Annotated in this window: 16 protein-coding genes; 5 read left to right on the top strand and 11 right to left on the bottom strand. The window is 67.7% G+C overall.

The window, feature by feature from the left end; genetic code table 11:
- Positions 1-8 precede the first annotated feature (8 nt).
- From QNM97_RS22080 to QNM97_RS22070, 3 genes are all read right to left on the bottom strand, one after another.
- Complete coding sequence (locus QNM97_RS22080; RefSeq protein ID WP_283820337.1) at positions 9-1,433, bottom strand: lipase family protein; 1,425 nt, start codon at positions 1,431-1,433, stop codon at positions 9-11.
- Positions 1,434-1,549: 116 nt separating this feature from the next.
- A complete protein-coding gene (locus tag QNM97_RS22075) occupies positions 1,550-2,170 on the bottom strand; it encodes a TetR/AcrR family transcriptional regulator (RefSeq protein WP_283820336.1) in 621 nt (206 codons plus the stop codon).
- A 1-nt stretch (position 2,171) separates the two neighbouring features.
- Positions 2,172-3,767 (bottom strand): Rieske 2Fe-2S domain-containing protein, encoded by a 1,596-nt coding sequence (locus QNM97_RS22070; RefSeq protein ID WP_283820335.1) that lies wholly within the window; start codon positions 3,765-3,767, stop codon positions 2,172-2,174.
- A gap of 275 nt (positions 3,768-4,042) precedes the next feature.
- On the opposite strand from QNM97_RS22070, the gene QNM97_RS22065 reads away from it, so the two are divergent.
- Positions 4,043-4,825 (top strand): lysophospholipid acyltransferase family protein, encoded by a 783-nt coding sequence (locus tag QNM97_RS22065; RefSeq protein WP_283820334.1) that lies wholly within the window; start codon positions 4,043-4,045, stop codon positions 4,823-4,825.
- A 13-nt stretch (positions 4,826-4,838) separates the two neighbouring features.
- On the opposite strand, the gene QNM97_RS22060 is transcribed toward QNM97_RS22065, so the two are convergent.
- The gene (locus QNM97_RS22060) at positions 4,839-6,239 is read right to left on the bottom strand and encodes an APC family permease (protein WP_283820333.1); all 1,401 of its coding nucleotides are present in this window, start codon (positions 6,237-6,239) and stop codon (positions 4,839-4,841) included.
- Positions 6,239-7,867, bottom strand: a complete 1,629-nt coding sequence (locus tag QNM97_RS22055) for an amidohydrolase (protein WP_283820332.1) — start codon at positions 7,865-7,867, stop codon at positions 6,239-6,241. The genes QNM97_RS22060 and QNM97_RS22055 overlap by 1 nt, the downstream gene beginning before the upstream one ends.
- Before the next feature lie 199 nt (positions 7,868-8,066).
- On the opposite strand from QNM97_RS22055, the gene QNM97_RS22050 reads away from it, so the two are divergent.
- From QNM97_RS22050 to QNM97_RS22040, 3 genes are read left to right on the top strand one after another with little or no spacing between them, the layout of a single operon-like run.
- Positions 8,067-9,056: a LacI family DNA-binding transcriptional regulator gene (locus tag QNM97_RS22050; RefSeq protein WP_283820331.1), complete on the top strand. Its 990-nt coding sequence runs from the start codon at positions 8,067-8,069 to the stop codon at positions 9,054-9,056.
- A gap of 41 nt (positions 9,057-9,097) precedes the next feature.
- The gene (locus tag QNM97_RS22045; RefSeq protein ID WP_283820330.1) at positions 9,098-9,892 is read left to right on the top strand and encodes a lysophospholipid acyltransferase family protein; all 795 of its coding nucleotides are present in this window, start codon (positions 9,098-9,100) and stop codon (positions 9,890-9,892) included.
- Positions 9,889-10,752, top strand: coding sequence for an HAD family hydrolase (locus QNM97_RS22040; RefSeq protein WP_283820329.1), 864 nt, complete (start codon positions 9,889-9,891; stop codon positions 10,750-10,752). The genes QNM97_RS22045 and QNM97_RS22040 overlap by 4 nt, the downstream gene beginning before the upstream one ends.
- Positions 10,753-10,776: 24 nt before the next feature.
- On the opposite strand, the gene QNM97_RS22035 is transcribed toward QNM97_RS22040, so the two are convergent.
- A complete protein-coding gene (locus tag QNM97_RS22035; protein ID WP_283820328.1) occupies positions 10,777-12,279 on the bottom strand; it encodes a peptidoglycan recognition protein family protein in 1,503 nt (500 codons plus the stop codon).
- 215 nt (positions 12,280-12,494) lie between these two features.
- Between QNM97_RS22035 and QNM97_RS22030 the strand changes: the two genes are divergently transcribed.
- Positions 12,495-14,069: a SpoIID/LytB domain-containing protein gene (locus QNM97_RS22030; RefSeq protein WP_283823283.1), complete on the top strand. Its 1,575-nt coding sequence runs from the start codon at positions 12,495-12,497 to the stop codon at positions 14,067-14,069.
- Positions 14,070-14,088: 19 nt separating this feature from the next.
- Here the strand turns inward: QNM97_RS22030 and QNM97_RS22025 are convergent, their stop codons facing one another.
- The 5 genes from QNM97_RS22025 to QNM97_RS22005 all read right to left on the bottom strand — a co-directional run bounded on the left by QNM97_RS22025 (position 14,089) and on the right by QNM97_RS22005 (position 18,030).
- Positions 14,089-14,766: a GAF and ANTAR domain-containing protein gene (locus QNM97_RS22025; protein WP_283820327.1), complete on the bottom strand. Its 678-nt coding sequence runs from the start codon at positions 14,764-14,766 to the stop codon at positions 14,089-14,091.
- 108 nt (positions 14,767-14,874) lie between these two features.
- Entirely contained in the window at positions 14,875-15,516 is a 642-nt protein-coding gene (locus tag QNM97_RS22020; protein ID WP_283820326.1) for a class I SAM-dependent DNA methyltransferase, read from the bottom strand.
- Complete coding sequence (locus tag QNM97_RS22015; RefSeq protein ID WP_283820325.1) at positions 15,516-16,298, bottom strand: PIG-L deacetylase family protein; 783 nt, start codon at positions 16,296-16,298, stop codon at positions 15,516-15,518. The genes QNM97_RS22020 and QNM97_RS22015 overlap by 1 nt, the downstream gene beginning before the upstream one ends.
- The gene (locus QNM97_RS22010) at positions 16,295-17,296 is read right to left on the bottom strand and encodes an acyl-CoA dehydrogenase family protein (protein ID WP_283820324.1); all 1,002 of its coding nucleotides are present in this window, start codon (positions 17,294-17,296) and stop codon (positions 16,295-16,297) included. Before QNM97_RS22010 ends, QNM97_RS22015 begins: the two co-directional genes overlap by 4 nt.
- Positions 17,293-18,030, bottom strand: a complete 738-nt coding sequence (locus QNM97_RS22005) for a glycosyltransferase family 2 protein (protein ID WP_014358484.1) — start codon at positions 18,028-18,030, stop codon at positions 17,293-17,295. The genes QNM97_RS22010 and QNM97_RS22005 overlap by 4 nt, the downstream gene beginning before the upstream one ends.
- Positions 18,031-18,235: the final 205 nt, after the last annotated feature.

The following is an 18,235-nucleotide window of genomic DNA, read 5'->3' as shown; positions in this document are numbered from 1 at the left end:
GTATCTGGTCACGGACGCACCGGTGGATTACCCAATTGCTGCTGGAGAAGGGCGGCGACGTTGTTGCCCACCAGGTTTGCGAACGCCGGCCAGGTCTGGGGATCCAGTGCCATGCTGCCCTGGTCGCTGGTGTGGCATCCCGACGCGACGGGCTTGCCGTCCAGGCGATCGCGCATCCACAGGATCGACGGACCGAAACCCTCGATCGCCAAGGTGATGTGCTCGCTGAAGTGATCACGGATGTAGCGCACGCGAGCGCCGGGACGCGCGCAGTACTCGCCGACCATGGTGGTCACCGGTCCCACCGGGGCGATCCAATCCGGGTTCGAGTTGTAGACGAACATCGGAAAGTCGGGCGTCGTGCGGCCCATCTGCAACTCGCCCAGCACCTTTCGTGGCACCGGATAGTCCAGCGGATCGCCGGGCAGATCGATGAGTCCCTTGATGTTGACGAACGGGGCCAATGCGGACTGATAGGTCAAGCACAACGGGTTCTTGCCGGCGATGAGCGCTTTGCCCAGTGGGTTCACGTGTCGATCGAGAAAGCGCTCGAGTTCCGGGTACTCACGACTGACGCCGATGACCCCGGCAAGAACCAGGCCCGCCGCAGCATTGTTGTTCGCGAGGTCGACCATCGCTCGGATGTCAGCGGGGACACCGCCTTCGGCAGCGCCGACGATGGGCAGCTCGGGGGCGTAGGTCTGTTTCAGTTCGGAGGCCCAACCGGTGGCGATCGCGCCCCCGGAATAGCCCATCATGCCGATCCGCACGTCGCGGCGTAGAGCCAGCGGCGAGAAGTTTCGTGCGGCTCGGATGCCGTCGAGGGTGATGCGTCCGGCGAGCGGGCCCGCGGCGAAGGCCGAATCGGGGCCCTCGTGGTCGGGGATGACCACCGACCATCCGGCGGCGACGAGCGAGGTGATCTGCAGCATTTCGAAGGTCGAGTCGACCGAACCCGTCAGGTTTCCCGGGATCGACGCCTGCTGCAATGCGTAGGACGGGGCACAGTATTGCGCGGTGGAATCCTCGGCTGATTGCCACGACACGAGTTTCGACGGACCGGACCGGGCGGGACCACGCGGTTTGAGCACAGTGGCAACCGCCGCGATCGGTTCGCCCCGGGTGTTCGTCGAGCGGTACGAGACCTGCCAGCTGTCCACGTTGACCGGAATGAAGGACAGTGCAGCAAGATTGACCCGTCGGGCAGTGATCAGATCCCCTGGCTTCTTGGAAGCGAACTCGGCCGCCGACGGGCGATAGAACTGCGTGTCGAACTCGGGGATGGCGGGCGGGACTGGGAACGGGAGTGCCGGCGCAACCGGTATCGCGCCGGCCGGTGGGCTTGCGCAGAGCGAACCCGCCGAGACCGTCAGGAGTACCCCGAACAGGACACCCGTCACTCGAGCCCATGATTGCACTGACACCCACCGCATGGCTACACCCTCCCCGTCATCATGTGAGACAGATACGTCTCACATGTGTGCAGAAACGTACACGAGTGTGGGATGGGCCACAACCGGCCTGCTGTGTCGGGTCGACTGCGAGGGGTTTACAGCTCGGCGAATGCGACCAGGATGTCGGTCAGAACGTCGACGACCTCGTCGAGTTCACCGGGATGAGGGTCCAGGCTCCAGTCGTGAATCACCGATGTCAGCGCCCCGACGAAGGCCGTCGCCAGATGGCCAAGCCGCGGTGACGGTGTGGCACCGGCGAACTCGCTCATTGCCGCCACGAAGAACTCGACCCACTCATCGCGACCGTCGAGTCGGTGTAGCTCTAACTCCCGACTCACCCCGACCACCTGGACAAAGGACACCTCCGCGTGTCGTGGATCGGTCCCGACGGACTCGACGTAGGCGCGCATCGCCGCCGACGCCAGCACCCGAATATCGCGAGAGCTGTTGGTGGACAACACCTGCTCGATTGCCAGCCGGGCGGTCGACTGGATCTCGTCGTACAGCTTGGTGAGAAGGGTCTCCCTGCTGTCGAACAGGTCGTAGAACTGTCGGCGAGACAGCCCGGCGGCCTTGCACAGCGAGGTCACCGACGACGCCGCATAGCCGATCGTGGAGAACTCCGCCAGCCCGGCCTCTAGAAACCTGCGCCGGCGATCTGCCTGTCGATCGGCCAGGGTGCGGCCGCCGTATGTGCGGTCACGGTGGGCGGTCACATCACTGCAGACGACTGGCCCGCAACTCGTGACCCTTCGATGTCAGGCAGCGGCCGGTCGGCAGATCCCATTGCCAGCCATGCAGATTGCACGTCAGCTTCTCGCCCTCGATCACGCCGAACTTGCTCAGGTCGGCCTTGAGATGCGGGCATCGACGCTGGATCTCCCAGCCGTCCTTGGTGATCGACGCCGAGTCATCATGCGCCTCGGAGAACCAGCCGTCGGCGTAGGCGATCCGCTCGTCGGTGAGGCACTTGAAGAACGTGTAGAGGAATTCGTTGTAACCGCCGATGCGCCACGTGGTGAACCGCGTGGAGAGGAAGATCGTGTTGACCCAGTCCGGTTCGTCGTCGCGCAGCACGGTTCGTACGATCTCCGGGGCGATCCGGAAACCATAGCGGTACTTGCCTTCTCCCTCTTTGGGTTCCCGCACTACGCGGTTGGGGAAGTCCAGGACGACGGTCTCCTCGCCCATCACCAGGCCGACCGGATAGCCGATGCCGTCGCAGATCAGGTCCGAGGCCACCATGATCGGCTCGAACAGCTCCTTGAGTTCGGGGAGCAGCGGGTCGCCTTCGACAGGGGCCCAGGTGGCCTTCTCCGCGGCGATGACCGGGGCGAACTTCTCCTTCATCCGCTCGAGATAGGCCTGCTTGTTCTCGCCGAAAACCTCATGCGGCGCATAGGGATGGCTGATCTCGTTGAGTGTCGACCCGGTGAAATCGGCGACCGAGCCGGAGACCATCATCAGCCCGCGGTGCTTCTCGCCGTCGTCGGTGCCGTGGATCCGCATCTGTTCCAGGAACGTCTCCTGATCCGGGAAGATCGACGTCACATCGCCCGGGCGCGGGTTGTCGGCACCCTCGATCCCGGACCCGAAGTCGTTGAGCGAGAACAGGTCCTCGTCGAGGAACATCGGAGGACCGGCGGACGGCACCACCCAGGTCGCACCGACCTGCTCGATGTAGGAGCGGGCACGATCCATGCCACGCTGGCGTTTCTGCGCGGCGAAATTCGCCTTGGACCGGCGCGGGATGTCGTAAACCATCGGGTACCAGATCGCCCCGGAATACTGCAGCAGGTGCACGTCGACGTGCCCGAACTGCGCACCGATGACGTCGAGATCGATGGGCCGGGCGTCGTTCATGTTGAACACCGTCGTCTCGCCGTCGGAGACGATGAGTCCCGAGTCGCCGATCGGCCCGTCGGCCGGCGCGCGCAACGCGATGATCATCACGTCGAGTGAGCCCTTCGGGCCGTCGACGGTGAACTTCTGTGAGTCGGTGGTCTCGACGAACTTGCTGAAGCCGAGCTTCTCGAGCTCACGCTTGAGGTCGGGGACCGGGTAGTCGGGCAGCAGAACCGTCGCGTCCTTACTGACGTTGTCGCGCAGGTTCTGCTCGTCGAAATGGTCGCGATGCAGATGCGAGACGTAGAGGTAGTCGCATTGCCCGAGACGCTTCCAATCCAGCTCCGAGTTGTCGGGGAAGGGCACCCAGGACGCGAAGTAGGCGGGATTGGTCCACGGATCGCAAAGGATCGACCCGGCGGTGGTCTGGATGTGGAATCCGGCGTGACCGATGCTGGTGATCTGCACGTTTGGCCTTTCGGAGGGGGTGCGCGGGGCTGCGCGCGGTGACGCGTTGCCCATCCAATCTATCGACCCGCGCTGAACCCGTCGTGGGCCCTCGGTACCTGGTGGGGTGACCGTCGACTCAGTGGCCGTCGCAAACCCGCAACTTTGGGTGATCCTGGCGCCAGGTGATCACGGCGATCGCCTTCTGGCCTTCACTGCGGCGGAGTCGATCTGTGTCTCAGCCGCGGTGTCGCCTGGTGTGACCGCGACGTCGGCGCGACCACTAAGCTCGACCCATGGAACCCGTGTACTCCACCGTGATCACCACGGCGCGGTTGTTGTGGCTGGCCGAAGGTCTGAAGTTCAGCATCTCAGGTGTCGAGAACGTGCCCAAGTCGGGTCCGGGCGTGGTTGCGATCAATCACACCGGCTACCTGGACTTCACCTACGCCGGCATCCCCGCGTATCTCCAGGGTAAGCGGTATGTGCGGTTCATGGCCAAGAAAGAGGTCTTCGACAACCGGTACTCGGGCCCGATCATGCGAGCACTCAAGCACATTCCCGTCGACCGGGCCAACGGGGCGCAGAGCTATCACGACGCCGTCAGCTATCTCAAGAGCGGCGAACTCGTCGGTGTGTACCCGGAGGCGACGATCAGTCGCAGCTTCGAGCTCAAGGAGTTCAAGTCCGGGGCCGCGCGCATGGCCCTCGAGGCCGACGCCCCGATCATCCCGACCGTCATCTGGGGCGCCCAGCGGGTGTGGACCAAGGGCCATCCCAAGCGTCTGGGCCGGACCGGCTACAAGATCGCGATCGGCGTGGCCGAGCCGATCGAGCCCGTCGGCGACGCCGAGGTCATCACCGCGCAGTTACACAAGGTGATGAGCGAGAAGTTGCTCGAGCTGCAGGATGCCTACGGCGAGCACCCGAAGGGTGAGTTCTGGGTGCCCGCCCGGCTCGGCGGATCGGCGCCGACGCTCGAGGAGGCCAACCGGATGGACGCACAGGAGCAGGCGGCCAAGGCTGCGCGGCGGGCCGAGCGCGACGAGCAGGGTGGGGAGCCGCAACCGGGCGCTTAGTGGTGCCGTGCGTTCATACCGGGTCGGCGGCCGGTACCGACTCCTCACGCATGTCGAGCGTCGGGGCAGGACGCCGGAATCCCCGGGTGAGGAAGATCAGATAGGTGACGCCGACTGCGAGCCACACCAGCCCGACGGTGATGGCGGTGGCCGACAGACTGGTCCACAGCCACATCGTCAATCCGAACCCGATCAGCGGCAGCACACCGAAACGCACCAGGTCGGAGACGCTGCGTCGCCGCTGCTCGATGAGATAGATCTTGATCACCGAGAGATTGACCATCGAGAAGGCGACGAGAGCGCCGAAGCTCACCATCTCCGCCGCGGTGGACAGGCTGATGGTCAGCGCGACCAACGACACCGCGCCGACGATGACGATCGCGTTGGCCGGCGTCGCGAACCGCGCGTTGATCCGGCCGAAAACCTGCTTGGGCAGGGTGGCGTCGCGTCCCATGGCGTACAGGATGCGGCCCACGCTGGCCTGCGAGGCCAACGCCGAGGCGAAACACCCGGCCACATAGGCGGCGGTGAAGAAGGTTTCCAACGCGGTCCCGCCGACCCGGACCATCACATCGTTCGCCGCCGAGTCGACGTCGGTGAAGTTGACGTAGTCGGGGAAGGCCAGTGAGGCGACGAGCGAGACGACGATGAAGAGCCCGCCGCCGATGACCGTCACGAGGAGGATGGCGCGGGGGATGAGTCGACGGGGGTCGCGGGTCTCCTCCGACAGGGTGGAGATCGCGTCGAAACCGAGGAACGACAGGCACAGGATGGCCGCCCCGGAGAACAGCAGACCCATCTGGGCATTGCCGAAGAACACCGAGCCGATCGACGGGGTGCCGGCATCGCCGGTGATGTGGCGGATGGCCAGGGCGACGAAGACGACGATGAAGACGACCTGGAAGACGATGAGCGCGTAGTTGAATCGGGTCACCATCTTGATGCCGAGCACATTGAGGGCGGTGACCACCGCGATGGAGGCGACCACCCAGACCCAGGCCGGGACCGCGGGCCACAGCGCGTTGACGAAGATGCCGATGACCAGGAAGTTGATCATGGGTAGGAAGATGTAGTCCAACAGCAGTGCCCATCCCGCGGCGAAGCCGACGGACCCGCCGAACGACCGCTGCGTGTAGGAGTAGGCCGAGCCTGCGACGGGATGGATGCGAACCATGGCGCCGTAACTCAGCGCGGTGAAGATCATGGTGGCCAGCGTGATGACGTAGGCACCCGGCAGGTGGCCCTCGGTGCCGTCGGTGACCACACCGTATGTGGTGAACACGGTGAGCGGCACCATGTACGCCAAACCGAAGAAGATCAGCTCGGGTAGCCCGAGGACTCGGTTCAGATGTCCCGATGACGGTGTGGCAGAGCCGGGTTCGCTCGGGCTGGATGGGGTCGTGGGTTCGGACATCAGTGATCTCCTCGGTGATGGACCACGGCGCCACCGGCGATGGTGGTGACGACGACGGCGTCGGTGGGCAGGTGGGCTGAGCGGGTGATGTCGAGGTCGAGGACGGCGAGGTCGGCGCGGGCGCCGACGGCGATCCGTCCGCCCGACGGGTCGTGGTTCACATACGCCGATCCGGCGGTGAAGGCGCGTAGCGCGGTGTCGAGATCGAGTGCCTGCCAGGGCAAGAACGGCTCGGCATCGCGGTGGTCGGGGTCGCGACGGGTGATGGCGACCTCGATCTGGGCCAGCGGGTCGGCGGTGGTCACCGCCCAGTCGCTGCCCATCGCGATGCGCGTGCCGTGGGCGACGAGATCGGCGAAGGGGAATTGAAGAGCGGCACGGCGTTCGCCGAGGAACGGGATCGTCAGCGCATCCATCTGTGGTTCGTGCTGGGCCCAGTACGCCTGCAGATTGGCCACCACATCCAGCGCGGCGAACCGCGGGAGGTCATCGGGGTGAACCAGTTGCAGGTGGGCGATGTGATGACGAAGATCGTTGGGGCCATTGGCTATACGGGCACGCTCGACGGCGTCGAGGCAGTCGCGGGCGGCGCGGTCGCCGATCGCGTGCATGTGCACCTGGAAACCCGCTGCGTCCAACGCGGTCACCGCATGCTGCAGGGTGTCGGGATCGACGTAACTGAGCCCACTGCCGGTGTTGCTGCCCGCACCGGCACCGGGGTGGTCCACGCAGGAGCAATAGGGTTCGAGGAGAGCGCCGGTGTAGTTCTCCATCACCCCGTCGGCCATGATCTTGACCGTCGTCGGCGAGAAGTTCGGTGCCGCACCGTGTTCACGCTGCGCGGCGAACAGTTCGAGCTGTTCGAGCCCGGCGTGGCGATCCCACCACAGCGCGCCGACGACACGGGCGGTGAGCCCTCCGTCGTCGCCGAGATCGCGGTAGGCGGCCAGTGTGTCGGGGGTGACCCACGCGTCCTGCCATCCGGTGATGCCGAGGGAGTGCAGGTGGTGTTGTGCCGTGACGATCGCCGCGCGCCACTCGGCGAGATCGGGTCGGGGCACGTGGACGGCGTCGAAGGCGTATGCCGCTCCTTCGTGCAGCGTCCCGGTCGGAAATCCCTGGGCATCGCGCTCGTATCGGCCGTCGGTCGGGTCGGGTGTGTGCTCGTCGATGCCGGCGATCTCCAGCGCCCTGGTATTGACCCAGGCGCCGTGGACGTCGCGGTTCATCAGGAACACCGGCCGGTCCCCAACCACGGCGTCGAGGTCGTGACGGTCGGGTGTGCCGCCGGGGAAGTACTCCATGGCCCAGCCGCCGCCGACGATCCACGGCAACTCCGGATGCGCGGCCGCGTAGTCGGCGATCTGCTGGAGGTAGGCGTCCTTGCCCTCGGTGTCGTTGAGCCACAAGCAGTTCAGGTTGTGCCCGGCGAACGGTGCGTGGACGTGGGCGTCGACGAATCCGGGCAGGACGAGGCCACCCGGGGTGGTCAGCACCCGGGTGTCGGGACCGATGAGCGCCTCGGCCGCCGCACCGATCGCGCTGATGTGGCCTGCGGTGACGGCCACGGCGGTGACGCCGGGGTGATCAAACACTGCGGCACCGGTGATGACGAGATCTGCTGCCACCGATTGCCCCTCTCTACTGTGCGGAATCAGTAACCTCGGACGAGGTATGGTGTCCATAACAGCTGTGCCGGAACGTTCCGGCCACTTGAATCAGCATTTCGTAACTTCTAGTTAACATTTCCCCCGACGTGGTTCCCGCGCCCCGCGCCGGGGCTGCCGATGCAGACCGCCGACCATCGGCGCCCCTACTGTGGTCCTCATGAGTTCTCGCCGTGCGACCCTGCACGACGTGGCCCGGGCCGCAGGGGTGTCCACCACGACGGCATCGGATGCGTTGGCCGGCCGCGGCCGCGTTGCCGACCGCACGCGTGCCCATATCCTCGAGGTGGCGTCGGGGCTCGGGTATGTGGCCAGTGCGGTGGCCCGCGGGTTGCGCTCGGGAACCGCCGGGGTGATCGGACTGTTTATCCCCGAAGAGACGGTCGGCCTCGACTACTACCTGCAGCTGATGCAAGGGGCGGCCGAGGCGGCCATCGGCGAGGGGCTTGCGATCACCCTCGTGCCGCCCGGTATCCGGCGCGAGCAGATGGCCGCACTGACGCTCGACGGGCTGATCGTCTCCGACCCGAGTCTCACCGATCCGGTGATGGAAACCGTTCGCGGACTTCCGGTTCCGCATGTCACGCTGGAGCGTGACCTTGCGCCGGACTCCACGGCCGTCGCAGTGGTGACGATCGACCACCGCCATGGCGTGGAGACACTGCTCACCCACCTGGCGGATCAGGGAGCGCGTCGTATCGCGGCGCTGGTACCCCCGTCGACCACCGCCTTCGGTGCCGACCTGCATCGTCTCTTCGCCGAATCCGACCACGACGTTCGCGTGCGTGACGTGAACTTCGCGACCGACCCCGAACAGATCATCGCCGAGGTGACCGCGGTGCTCGACGATGCGCCCGACGCGATTGTCGCGGCGCCCGACGGCGCGGCCCGGTTGGCTCTCGACGTACTCCTCTCCCGCGGCATCGAGGTTCCGCATCAGATGCTGCTCGCCGGCTACACCGACACCGCCGCCTACGTGTTCTCCCGCCCCGACATCACCGCCGTCGATCTCGCGCCGCGCAGCACCGGGCGAATCGCGGTGCGGGCCATCTGCGACGTCCTCGAGGGGCGTCCGCCCGGTCCCGCCCTGGTCGAGACGTCACTGAGGGTGCGCGCATCGACGGCCGGACCGCTGCGCGCGAGGCCGTGAGGCGAAGTCTCGTGCGGGCGGTGACCCGATAGTCTGACCGCATGACCAACGCGGATCGGGAACCGGTGTTCCGGGCCCTGGAGATCATCGCGAACACCCTCGCCCGCGTGCAGAAGGTGGATCTGCGGTTCACCGGGCTCGACAACATCCCCACCCGGGGCGGCGCGGTGCTGGTGGTGAATCACACCGCCTACGTCGATTTCCTGCCCGCGGCGCTCGGTCTGTACCGGGTCGGGCGGCGGGCGCGGTTCATGATCAAGTCCGAGGTCATGGACGTCGCCATCATGCGATTCCTGGTGAACCACACCCGCACGATCCCCGTCGACCGTTCGCAGGGCACCGACGCCTATCGTGCGGCCGTCGAGTCGCTGCGCTCCGGTGAGATCGTCGTGGTGTACCCGGAGGCGACGATCAGTCGCAGCTTCGAGCTCAAGGACTTCAAGACCGGCGCGGTGCGCATGGCGCTCGAGGCGCAGGTCCCGATGATCCCGACGATCGTGTGGGGAGCGCAGCGGCAGTGGACCAAGGGCGGCAAGCGTCGGATGGGGCGGGCGGGTATCCCGATCGCCGTCGGCTACGGGACGCCGATCCACGTGCCCGCCGACGCCGACGTCGAGGAGCAGACCGCGCGGTTGCGCGCGCAGATGGCCGAGGTGCTGCACGAGGTGCAGGACGCCTACCCGCATCCGGCCGGTGAGTTCTGGGTGCCGACGCGACTCGGTGGCACCGCACCCACCCCGGAGCAGGCTGCGGTCATCGAAGACGAGGAAGCACAACGCAAGGCGGCGGCACGCGCGGCGAAAGCGGCTGAACGAGAAGGGAAGTCGCGTAGATGAACGTCGAAGACAAGGAGCCGGTGACCATCTCACGGCCAACATTGATCGCCAGCGACGTCGACGGCACGCTGATCGACGACGAGAACCGGGTGTCGGAGTACACCAAGACGATACTGGCCAACGCGTGTGCCGCTGGCGCCGAGTTCGTCCTCGCCACCGGCCGTCCGCCCCGGTGGATCGCCGAGATCACCGACCAGTTCGACCCGTCGCGCATCCGTGTGCGACATGCGGTGTGCGCCAACGGTGCCATCCTCTACGACGTCGAGCACGATCGCATCATCTCCTCGGCGACACTGTCGCCGGAGATCCTCGTCGAACTCGGGGCGATCGCCCAGGCACGGATCCCCGGGTGCGGCATCGCCGCCGAACGGGTGGGTCGATCCGCGCATGACGCCGCCACCGCGCCGTTCGTGGCCACCGCGGGCTATCAACACGCGTGGCTCAACCCCGACCATGTCGAGGTTGGTGACGAGGAGATCTACACCGAACCCGCCGTCAAACTCCTCGTCCGCGCCCCCGGCATGCCGAGTTCGGAGATTGCGCAACGACTTTCCGGAGCCATAGGCGACCTGGCGCAGATCACCTTCTCCACCGACAACGGGCTCGTCGAGCTCTCGCTGCCCGACACCCACAAAGCCTCCGGGCTCCGAAAGTTGCTGGACCACAACGGCGGTGACGGGTCGACGACCGTCGCGTTCGGGGACATGCCCAACGACGTCGAGATGCTCACGTGGGCGTCACACGGTGTCGCCATGGGTCACGCACACCCGGCCGCGCTCGCCGCGGCCGACGAGATCACCGTCGGCAACAACGAGGACGGGGTCGCCCGCGTACTGGCTCGGTGGTTCGGTGAGGTGTGATGTCCAGCCGGGCAGCGTCATCCACTACTGTGCTGGTGCTGGCGCCTCGGGGGCCGGTGCGTCGGGCGCCGGGGATTCGGGCGCGGGCGGTGCCACCGCACCGGCGAGTGCCCGGATCTGATCGAGTGCCGGATATCCCTGAATACCAGGACAACTGGTGTTGTTGTAGTCACGATGACCGGCGATCACCGGCAGGTGCGTCTGCGTTCCGGGCGGAAACTTGCTGTCGGAGAAGTACTCCGACGTCAGCGTGGCCGTCGCGGCGGGATTGAGGCCCGCCCGGTTCAGGCGCCACTTGAGGAATCGGCCGACCGCGGCGAGCATCTGGCCGCTCGGTGCGACCTCGTCGAGATTGCCGATCATCGACACGCCGACGGTGTTCTTGTTGAAGCCACCGGTGTGGGTGCCCTCGACGTTGCGGTCGAGGCCGCCGAACGCGCCCTCGAAGATCTGCCCGTACTTGTCGACGAGCACGTTGTAGCCGATGTCGCACCAGTTGAGGGTTCGTGCGTGATACGCGTAGATCCCGCGCACGATCTCGGCCGACTGCTGCGGCGTGTAGTCGTTGCTGCCCGCGGTGTGGTGGACGATCGCGCCGTTCAGTGTGGGGGAGATCGTCGGCTGCGAGCAGCGGATGCTCTCGTCGGCACCCCACGCCGCACGCGAGATCACCTGCGGGCCACCCGAGAGGGTCGTCAGCATCGATGAACCCAACGAGAGCAGGCTGTCGGGGCTCAGCAGCGTCGCCGTCAGCTCCGGCAGCACGGTGCTCGCGAGGTTCTTCAAGATCTCCCCGGCGGAGCCGACCACGAGATCGGCCAGGCCGGCGCCGGTGGAGTCGGCGGCCGGAATGGCGCTCTGCCCATCGGTGAGCGCGAGCTGGATCTCCTTGGCGGCCCCCACCCACACGGGTTCGGTGCCGCCGGGGTGATCGGCCGAGGGGTCGGCGGAGGTCTTGATGGGCTCGAGTTCGACCCAGTCACCCCACCCGCGAACCGGGTCCTTGGCCCGCAGCATCATCGTCGCGTCCTCGGCGTCGTCCCAGACCGGCTTGTTCCACGTGAATCCGACCATCTTGAACGGGGTGTCCCGCACGAGATGCTTGACCAAGGCGCCGACCGGCCGGCGGCCGGGCGCTGTCGGCGACGTCGAGGGCGCTGTCGATGCAGTGGAGGGCGCTGTCGGCGACGTGGCGGGCGCTGTCGCGGTGGGCAGGGGGAGCGCGGACAGATCGATCTCCGGCAGCCGGATCCCGGCGCGAGCCAGGCCGGACCGCGCGAGCCCGACCACCGCATTCGGGACCTCGCGGAGGTCGACGGTATCGATGGTGGTGGGGTCGGCGCCGGTGGGGTCGCTGGAGGTGGAATCGATGGCGCCGGCGTCGTCGGGCCCGGTCGAGCGATGGGTGTCGACCGGTCGCACCGACGGCGTCGAGCGATCGGAACCGAGATCGACGAACAAGGCCGCGCCGAGGGTCATCGCCACGGCGGCAAGGACCACCGAGGGCTTTCGTCGTGGATACCGCACTGGTCTTCTCAGCTCCCTCGGGTCGGTTGGGCGTGCCGCGCCGATCGTGTCGTGGTCGCCGCGGTGCAGCCGTGCGCCCACGCCGCATCGAGACAACTCGTGATGCGGTTGTTATCTCCTGTGGTTGGTGATATTCAAGTGACTTGTCTATCGTCACATGAGTCCCACTATTCACATACGTAACATTCGATCATGAGAAACGAGACCTCGTGGCAGTGACGTCCCTGGTCGGCCGAGTCCTGACCATCCGCACCCGACCGGGCCACGCCCGGCGTCGGCGGATGTCGACGGTCATCGGTGCCGTGTCGGCCACCGCACTCGTGGGCGGCGTCGGCCTCGTCGGCGTCACCGCGTCGGACCGTGTCGAGATCGGCCTGACGGCCGGCTCGGAGATCACGCTGATCGGCCACGGGTTCGGCCATGGTCGCGGGATGGGACAGTACGGCGCCTACGGCTACGCCAAGCAGGGCTGGTCGTATCGGCAGATCCTGCAGCACTTCTACGGGGGCACGACATTCGGCCGCCCGGCCAACCCGATCGTCAACGTCGCCCTGTCGAACAAGAGCGGCGGCGTGAGTGTGCGCTCGGACGCGGGCATGTCCGTCGGCGGGCAACCGGTCGCGCCGAACCAGGCGGTCACCGTCAGCGGCAACACCGCCTCGATCACCGCCGGATGTGGCGGTCCCGTCGTACGCACCGTCAACGCCGCATTCGCCGATCCGGTCAACACCGCCCCGAACCGGCCGGCCAACGAATTCCTCAAGTTCTGCGGATCCAACGAACCGTTCCGCGGGTCCCTCGGCCTCGACGGCGGACGGGTCACCAATCGGCTCAACGTCGACGACTACGTCAAGGGCGTCATCGCCAAGGAAAGCGTGCCCGGGTGGGCCACCTCCGGCGGCATGGAGGCGCTGAAGGCCCAGGCCGTGGCCGCCCGCACCTACGCGCTGGCCGCGATCGCGAGCGGAAAGAAGATCGACGACACCCAGAATTCGCAGGTCTACGGCGGCGTCACGGGTGAGGACCCGGGCGGTGACCAGGCCGCCGACGCGACGGCGGGTCAGATCCTGCTGCAGAACGGCCAGCCGGCGTTCACCGAATTCTCCTCGTCCACAGGCGGATACACCGCGGGCGGCCGGTTCCCGGCAGTCGTCGACGACGGGGACGCCGCATCACCGAACCACAACTGGACCACCACGATCAGTCCCAGCGCCATCGCGAGCGCGTTCGGTCTGCCGAGTCTGGACAGCTTCGAGGTGATCCAGGCCAACGGGCTCGGTGCGGAGAACGGGCGTGCACTCAAGGTGCGTGCCACCGGCGGCGGCCGCAGTGTCGAGGCGTCCGGCGAGGACGCACGCATGAAGCTGGGCCTCAAATCCGACTGGTTCGCCGTGCAGGGCCAGCGCACCCCGCCGCAGATCGTGAAGCCACCGACCGGTCCGGCCGGCGGACTCGGCTCCCTCGACCTCGGATCGCTGGACGCGGGATCGCTCGGCGGGATCGCCGATCAGGTGGTGCCCGGTGCCGGTGATCTGGTGAGTACCGCGGCCGCGGCGTTCCAAGGGCTGCTCGGCAGCCTCGGCGACGTCCCCGGAACGCTCGGGACCGCACTCGGGGTACCGACCCTGACGCCCGACGGCGCCGGCGTCACCCAACTCTTCCAGCAGGGAATGTTGTTCTTCTCCAAGCAGACCGGCGCGCACGTGCTCGCCGGACGCGGCTACAAGAACTTCCGGGCGCGCGGCGGCATCCCGGTCCTCGGCTTCCCGAAGGCCAACGTCCTGCGCTAGCTGGAAGGGCCTGGGCCGGTCAGTTGCCGGGGCCGGCGACGACGACGTTGGCGGCCACGTCGACGAGCTTGGTGTTCGACTCCTGCGACAGGCGCGCGAGGAGCAGGAACGCCGCCTCGGCGTCGATCCGATAGCGCTCCATCAGCATGCCCTTGGCCTGTCCGATCAGGTCACGCGACCCGAGCGCATTGCGCAGTTGTTCTTTCTCCCGGACGGCACCGAAGGTGGTGGCGCAATGCGCGGCGAACAACTCGGCCAACGAGCAGGTCTCGTCGTCGAAGGCGTAGGGGGTGGTGCTGTGCAGGTTGAGTGCGCCGAAGTCGTTGCCGTCGATGTAGAGGCAGAAGCAGGCCATCGAGGCGACGCCCAATGCGCTTGCCGCAGCAGCGAACCGAGGCCATCGCGGGTCGGCGCCCAGGTCGTCGATGCGCACGGTGGTGTCGTCGACGGCGGCGCGGACACACGGGCCCTCGCCGAGTTCACGCTGGAGATCGTCACACTTGCCCGCGAGATCGCCGAACATCACCGGCGTCTCGATCCGACCGCGGGTGACCAGCGTGACACTCGCATACTCGGCGTTGTCGATCGTGTCCACGGCGGCCTTCGAGATCGCGCGCAGCACGGCCTCCTGGTCGTTGCTCTCAACCCGTAGATCGTTGATCACCTCGGTGATCCGGGTGGTGATGTCCTGCGTCATCCCCTCAACTCCTTGCTGCCGACGACTTGATGGTCCGTGGACGGCTGTGCGCGCATCCCGCGACGCAACTCCTGAGATTACCGCGCACCTCGAGCGCGGTGCGCCCGGTCAGCCGGGAGTGAGGCCCTCGCGCTGGGCGACGCTGTCGCGCGGAGCGCGATGGAACACATCCAGGCAAAGGTCTCTGTCCCGATAGCCCGAATAGTGCGACAGGGGCGAGCGCAGCAGCCGGTCGTGGACCGCGTCGCCGGACTGTGGATAGTCGGCCACCGGCCACCGCCAGTGGACCGCGATCACCTCGCCGTCGTCGGTCAACGCCCCGGGCAGTCGCTCGACGACGGCGTCGAGGTCGGCGTCACCGAGGTAGTAGAGCACCTCGCTGAGCACGATGAGGTCGAAGGTGCCCGGCGGCCACCGACCGGTCAGATCGCCGGTGGACACGCTGACGCGGGCGTCGGTGGTGGCCAGCCGGCGCACGGCGAGTTCCACCGCCCGCGCACTGACGTCGATACATGCGATCTCCTCGCTGCGGTCGGCGAGCGCGGCGCTCAGCACGCCGATGGAACAACCGGGCTCGAAGATCCGCCGGTAGCGTGGCGCGGTGAGCGACGCCAGCGTCAGGGCATACTTGCGTTGTTCGTACCACCGGTCGGTGAATCCCCAGGGGTCGTCGGTGTCGCGGTAGATGTCGTCGAAGTAGTTCTCCGGCAACGTCTTCAGGCTGCCGTCGGGGCGACGCGGCGCGGCCATCAGGTGAACACGTATTCGGTCGGCCGGGTGAGATGGGCCAGCACATGCGGCGGCAGGATCGCCTTGTCGGCCGGGTCGTCGGACAGTGGCCGGACCTGCGAGGCGAAGGCGTGGACGGCGGCGTGTTTGACCGCAACCTCCAACGGGGACAACGGCGCACGTCGCAGACGATCCCACGGCACGGCGTCGTCGCCGGGAGTTGCCCAGTGCCACATCCAGATCGGGTACATCCAGAGTGGCACGCCGCGGCGGGCGCACACCTCGCGGGCGCAGTTTCCGAGCGCCTCGTGATCGGGGTGACCGTCGCCGGACCAGACCGCGAGTACGGCCACCGACTCGTCGCCACAGGCATCGAGGTAGTCCTCGACGATGCGGCACATCGCCTCGTGGTGGGCGGCGAGCTCGCCGTCGGGCAGGCCGTGCCACCGTGGCCGGTCGAGTCCGAGGAGGGTTGCGGCCGTGTCGAGTTCGAGATGGCGCCGCATCACCAGTCGTTCGGGCGAGACCGTCGCCGACCCGGGATGTGATCCCGAACCGTCCGACATGCAGACCACGGTGACCGCGACGCCGGCCCGGGCGGCGGTGGACATGATCCCGCCGACGCCGAGGACCTCGTCGTCGGGGTGGGCGCCGAGGACGATCAGCCGGTCGACCGTCACCGCGAGATCGGCCGGAGTGCGACTCGAAAGCCATTCGCGCCAGTGTGATTCGGGGGTGCCGGGAATGTCGATCGGTCGCCCGGCGAAGCGCAACTGGGTGGGTGAGGGGCCGATGGTGGTCATCGCGTACCTGCTCCGGACTCGAGGGTGATGCCGTCGCGGCCGGCGAAGCGGCCGAACAGCGGGGACTCGGTGAGCCGTCCGAGGTCGATCAGATCCCGCTCGGCATGGGATTGCCGAAGGTAGACCTCGAGGTCGGCGACGGCCTGCGCGTGCTCGGGGTCGCGCACCAACGGCGTCGGACCAAGGGCCCGCGCCACCCGGTCGATGACCTCGGTGGCCACCTGCTCGACGGACCAGCGGACCGACAGAGCGAGGCGTCGCGCCCCGTCGAGGTCGGCGGGGTGCGCGTCGACGATGCCGGCCGCCTGCTCGAGCATCGCGAATCCGGCCAGTAGGCGGGCGTCGATCGCGCCGAGATGCATCGCGGTCACGTCGTCGGCCGGGGACGTGCGGAAGATCGCATCGGCGACCTTGCGCGCCCCGCCCCACCAGCACGCGGCCACGCCGATGCCGCCGTGGAAGAACCCGGGACGATCGAGGTAGGCACCGGGGGGACCGATCGGGCGGGCCGGTACGTCGTCGAGATGCACGGTGCCGGTTTCGGTGGTGCTCATCCCCGCCGCGGCCCACTCGGTGGTTTCGCGACGCACGCCCGCCTCGCTGAGGTCGACGGCGAACAGGGCGCGGGCGCCATCGTCGACGTCGGCGGTCACCAGGGCGTGCGTGCACGTCTGTACACCCGAGCACCACGGCTTCGCGCCGCGCAGCCGCCACCCGCGATCGGTGCGGCTCGCCTCGATCCGAGGGCGTGACGGCTCGGCCGCCCACACGCCCCAGAATGACCCGTATTCGGTTGTACCGGAATCGATCTCATGCAGGATCGTGCGCGCGTCGAGGTGGGCCTCGACGAGCCGGCCGACCGCGATGTCGTCGTGGGTGAGGTTGGCGAGCAGACGCCAGCGTGCGGCGGTGTCGCCCTCACCCGGATGCGGCACCCGATCGCCGAGATCGTCGGCGATCCGGCGGGCCCGGGCTGCCGGGGTGGCCGGCGGGGTCATGCCGAGCGCCGTCCGGTCGGCGAGAGCGAGCGCAGATGCGCCGCGAAGCCCTCGGGAGCGCGGCCGTGCCGACGTGTCGAGGTCGCCACCGGGGCCTGCGCGCACCAGGCGATCGAGACACCCGCCGACTCCAGGCGTTCGATCAGGTCGACGTCCTCGTCGTGCGGCAGCTCGCCGAATCCGCCGACCGCCAGGTAGGCGTCGGCGCGCACCCCCAGGTTCGCCCCGTGGATGTGACGGTGGCCGTCGTGATCGCGATACAGACGCCGGTAGCGATCTGCCAGCGCCGCCGGCCACCGCGTCCAGTCCTTGGGTGTCACCGTGCCGGCGTAGGCGAGCGCGCCCTCGGCCGCGCGCGTCAGATGGCGCTGCAGCCAGTTGCCGGGCACCTCGGAATCGGCGTCGGTGGTGGCCACCCAGGTCCGCTCGGGGTCGGTCTCGGGAGCACCACCGCGCAGCAATGCCGCGACGCCGGCGGCCCGAGCCGCCCCGACCGTGCCGAACTCGCCGACGACCGACAGGACCTCCGTGCCGACCACCTCGGCGGACCCGTCGGTGCAACTGTCGAGGACCACCCCGACCTGCACCGGGACAGGCACCGCGTCCGCGGCGACCCGCACGGCGCGCAGGCAGGCCGGTAGCAGGTCGCGCTCGTTGTGGGCGGGAATCACCACGACGATTCGATCGACGGCGAGACGATCGGAGTCGTGAGAGAAAGGTGATGCGTTCGGCACGGGCGGCCCCTGAACTCATTCGCGCGGTCGGGAGGATCCCTGAACGGCGATATCGGGAGTTGCAGGCCCAATGGCTGAAGGCCGGTATGAAACTCTCAGGTTACCGGACTCGCAGGTGAACGTCGCTCCTGCGGACGGACGACATCGGCCGCGCATCCCGACCCGCCACATCGCTGCCGGCTTTGGGATTCCCTTGGTCGGGTCG

It is taken from the genome of Gordonia sp. L191, from assembly GCF_030077625.1.
Lineage (GTDB): Bacteria > Actinomycetota > Actinomycetes > Mycobacteriales > Mycobacteriaceae > Gordonia > Gordonia polyisoprenivorans_A.
The sequence above is the reverse complement of the archived record's forward strand: the minus strand, read 5'-3'. Positions and strand labels throughout refer to the sequence as shown.

Coding starts and splice junctions, on each gene's coding strand:
- QNM97_RS22080 (WP_283820337.1), bottom strand. CDS start 1,433: ATGCGGTGGGTGTCAGTGCAATCATGGGCTCGAGTGACGGGTGTCCTG.
- QNM97_RS22065 (WP_283820334.1), top strand. CDS start 4,043: ATGGAACCCGTGTACTCCACCGTGATCACCACGGCGCGGTTGTTGTGG.
- QNM97_RS22060 (WP_283820333.1), bottom strand. CDS start 6,239: ATGTCCGAACCCACGACCCCATCCAGCCCGAGCGAACCCGGCTCTGCC.
- QNM97_RS22050 (WP_283820331.1), top strand. CDS start 8,067: ATGAGTTCTCGCCGTGCGACCCTGCACGACGTGGCCCGGGCCGCAGGG.
- QNM97_RS22045 (WP_283820330.1), top strand. CDS start 9,098: ATGACCAACGCGGATCGGGAACCGGTGTTCCGGGCCCTGGAGATCATC.
- QNM97_RS22040 (WP_283820329.1), top strand. CDS start 9,889: ATGAACGTCGAAGACAAGGAGCCGGTGACCATCTCACGGCCAACATTG.
- QNM97_RS22025 (WP_283820327.1), bottom strand. CDS start 14,766: ATGACGCAGGACATCACCACCCGGATCACCGAGGTGATCAACGATCTA.
- QNM97_RS22020 (WP_283820326.1), bottom strand. CDS start 15,516: ATGGCCGCGCCGCGTCGCCCCGACGGCAGCCTGAAGACGTTGCCGGAG.
- QNM97_RS22015 (WP_283820325.1), bottom strand. CDS start 16,298: ATGACCACCATCGGCCCCTCACCCACCCAGTTGCGCTTCGCCGGGCGA.
- QNM97_RS22010 (WP_283820324.1), bottom strand. CDS start 17,296: ATGACCCCGCCGGCCACCCCGGCAGCCCGGGCCCGCCGGATCGCCGAC.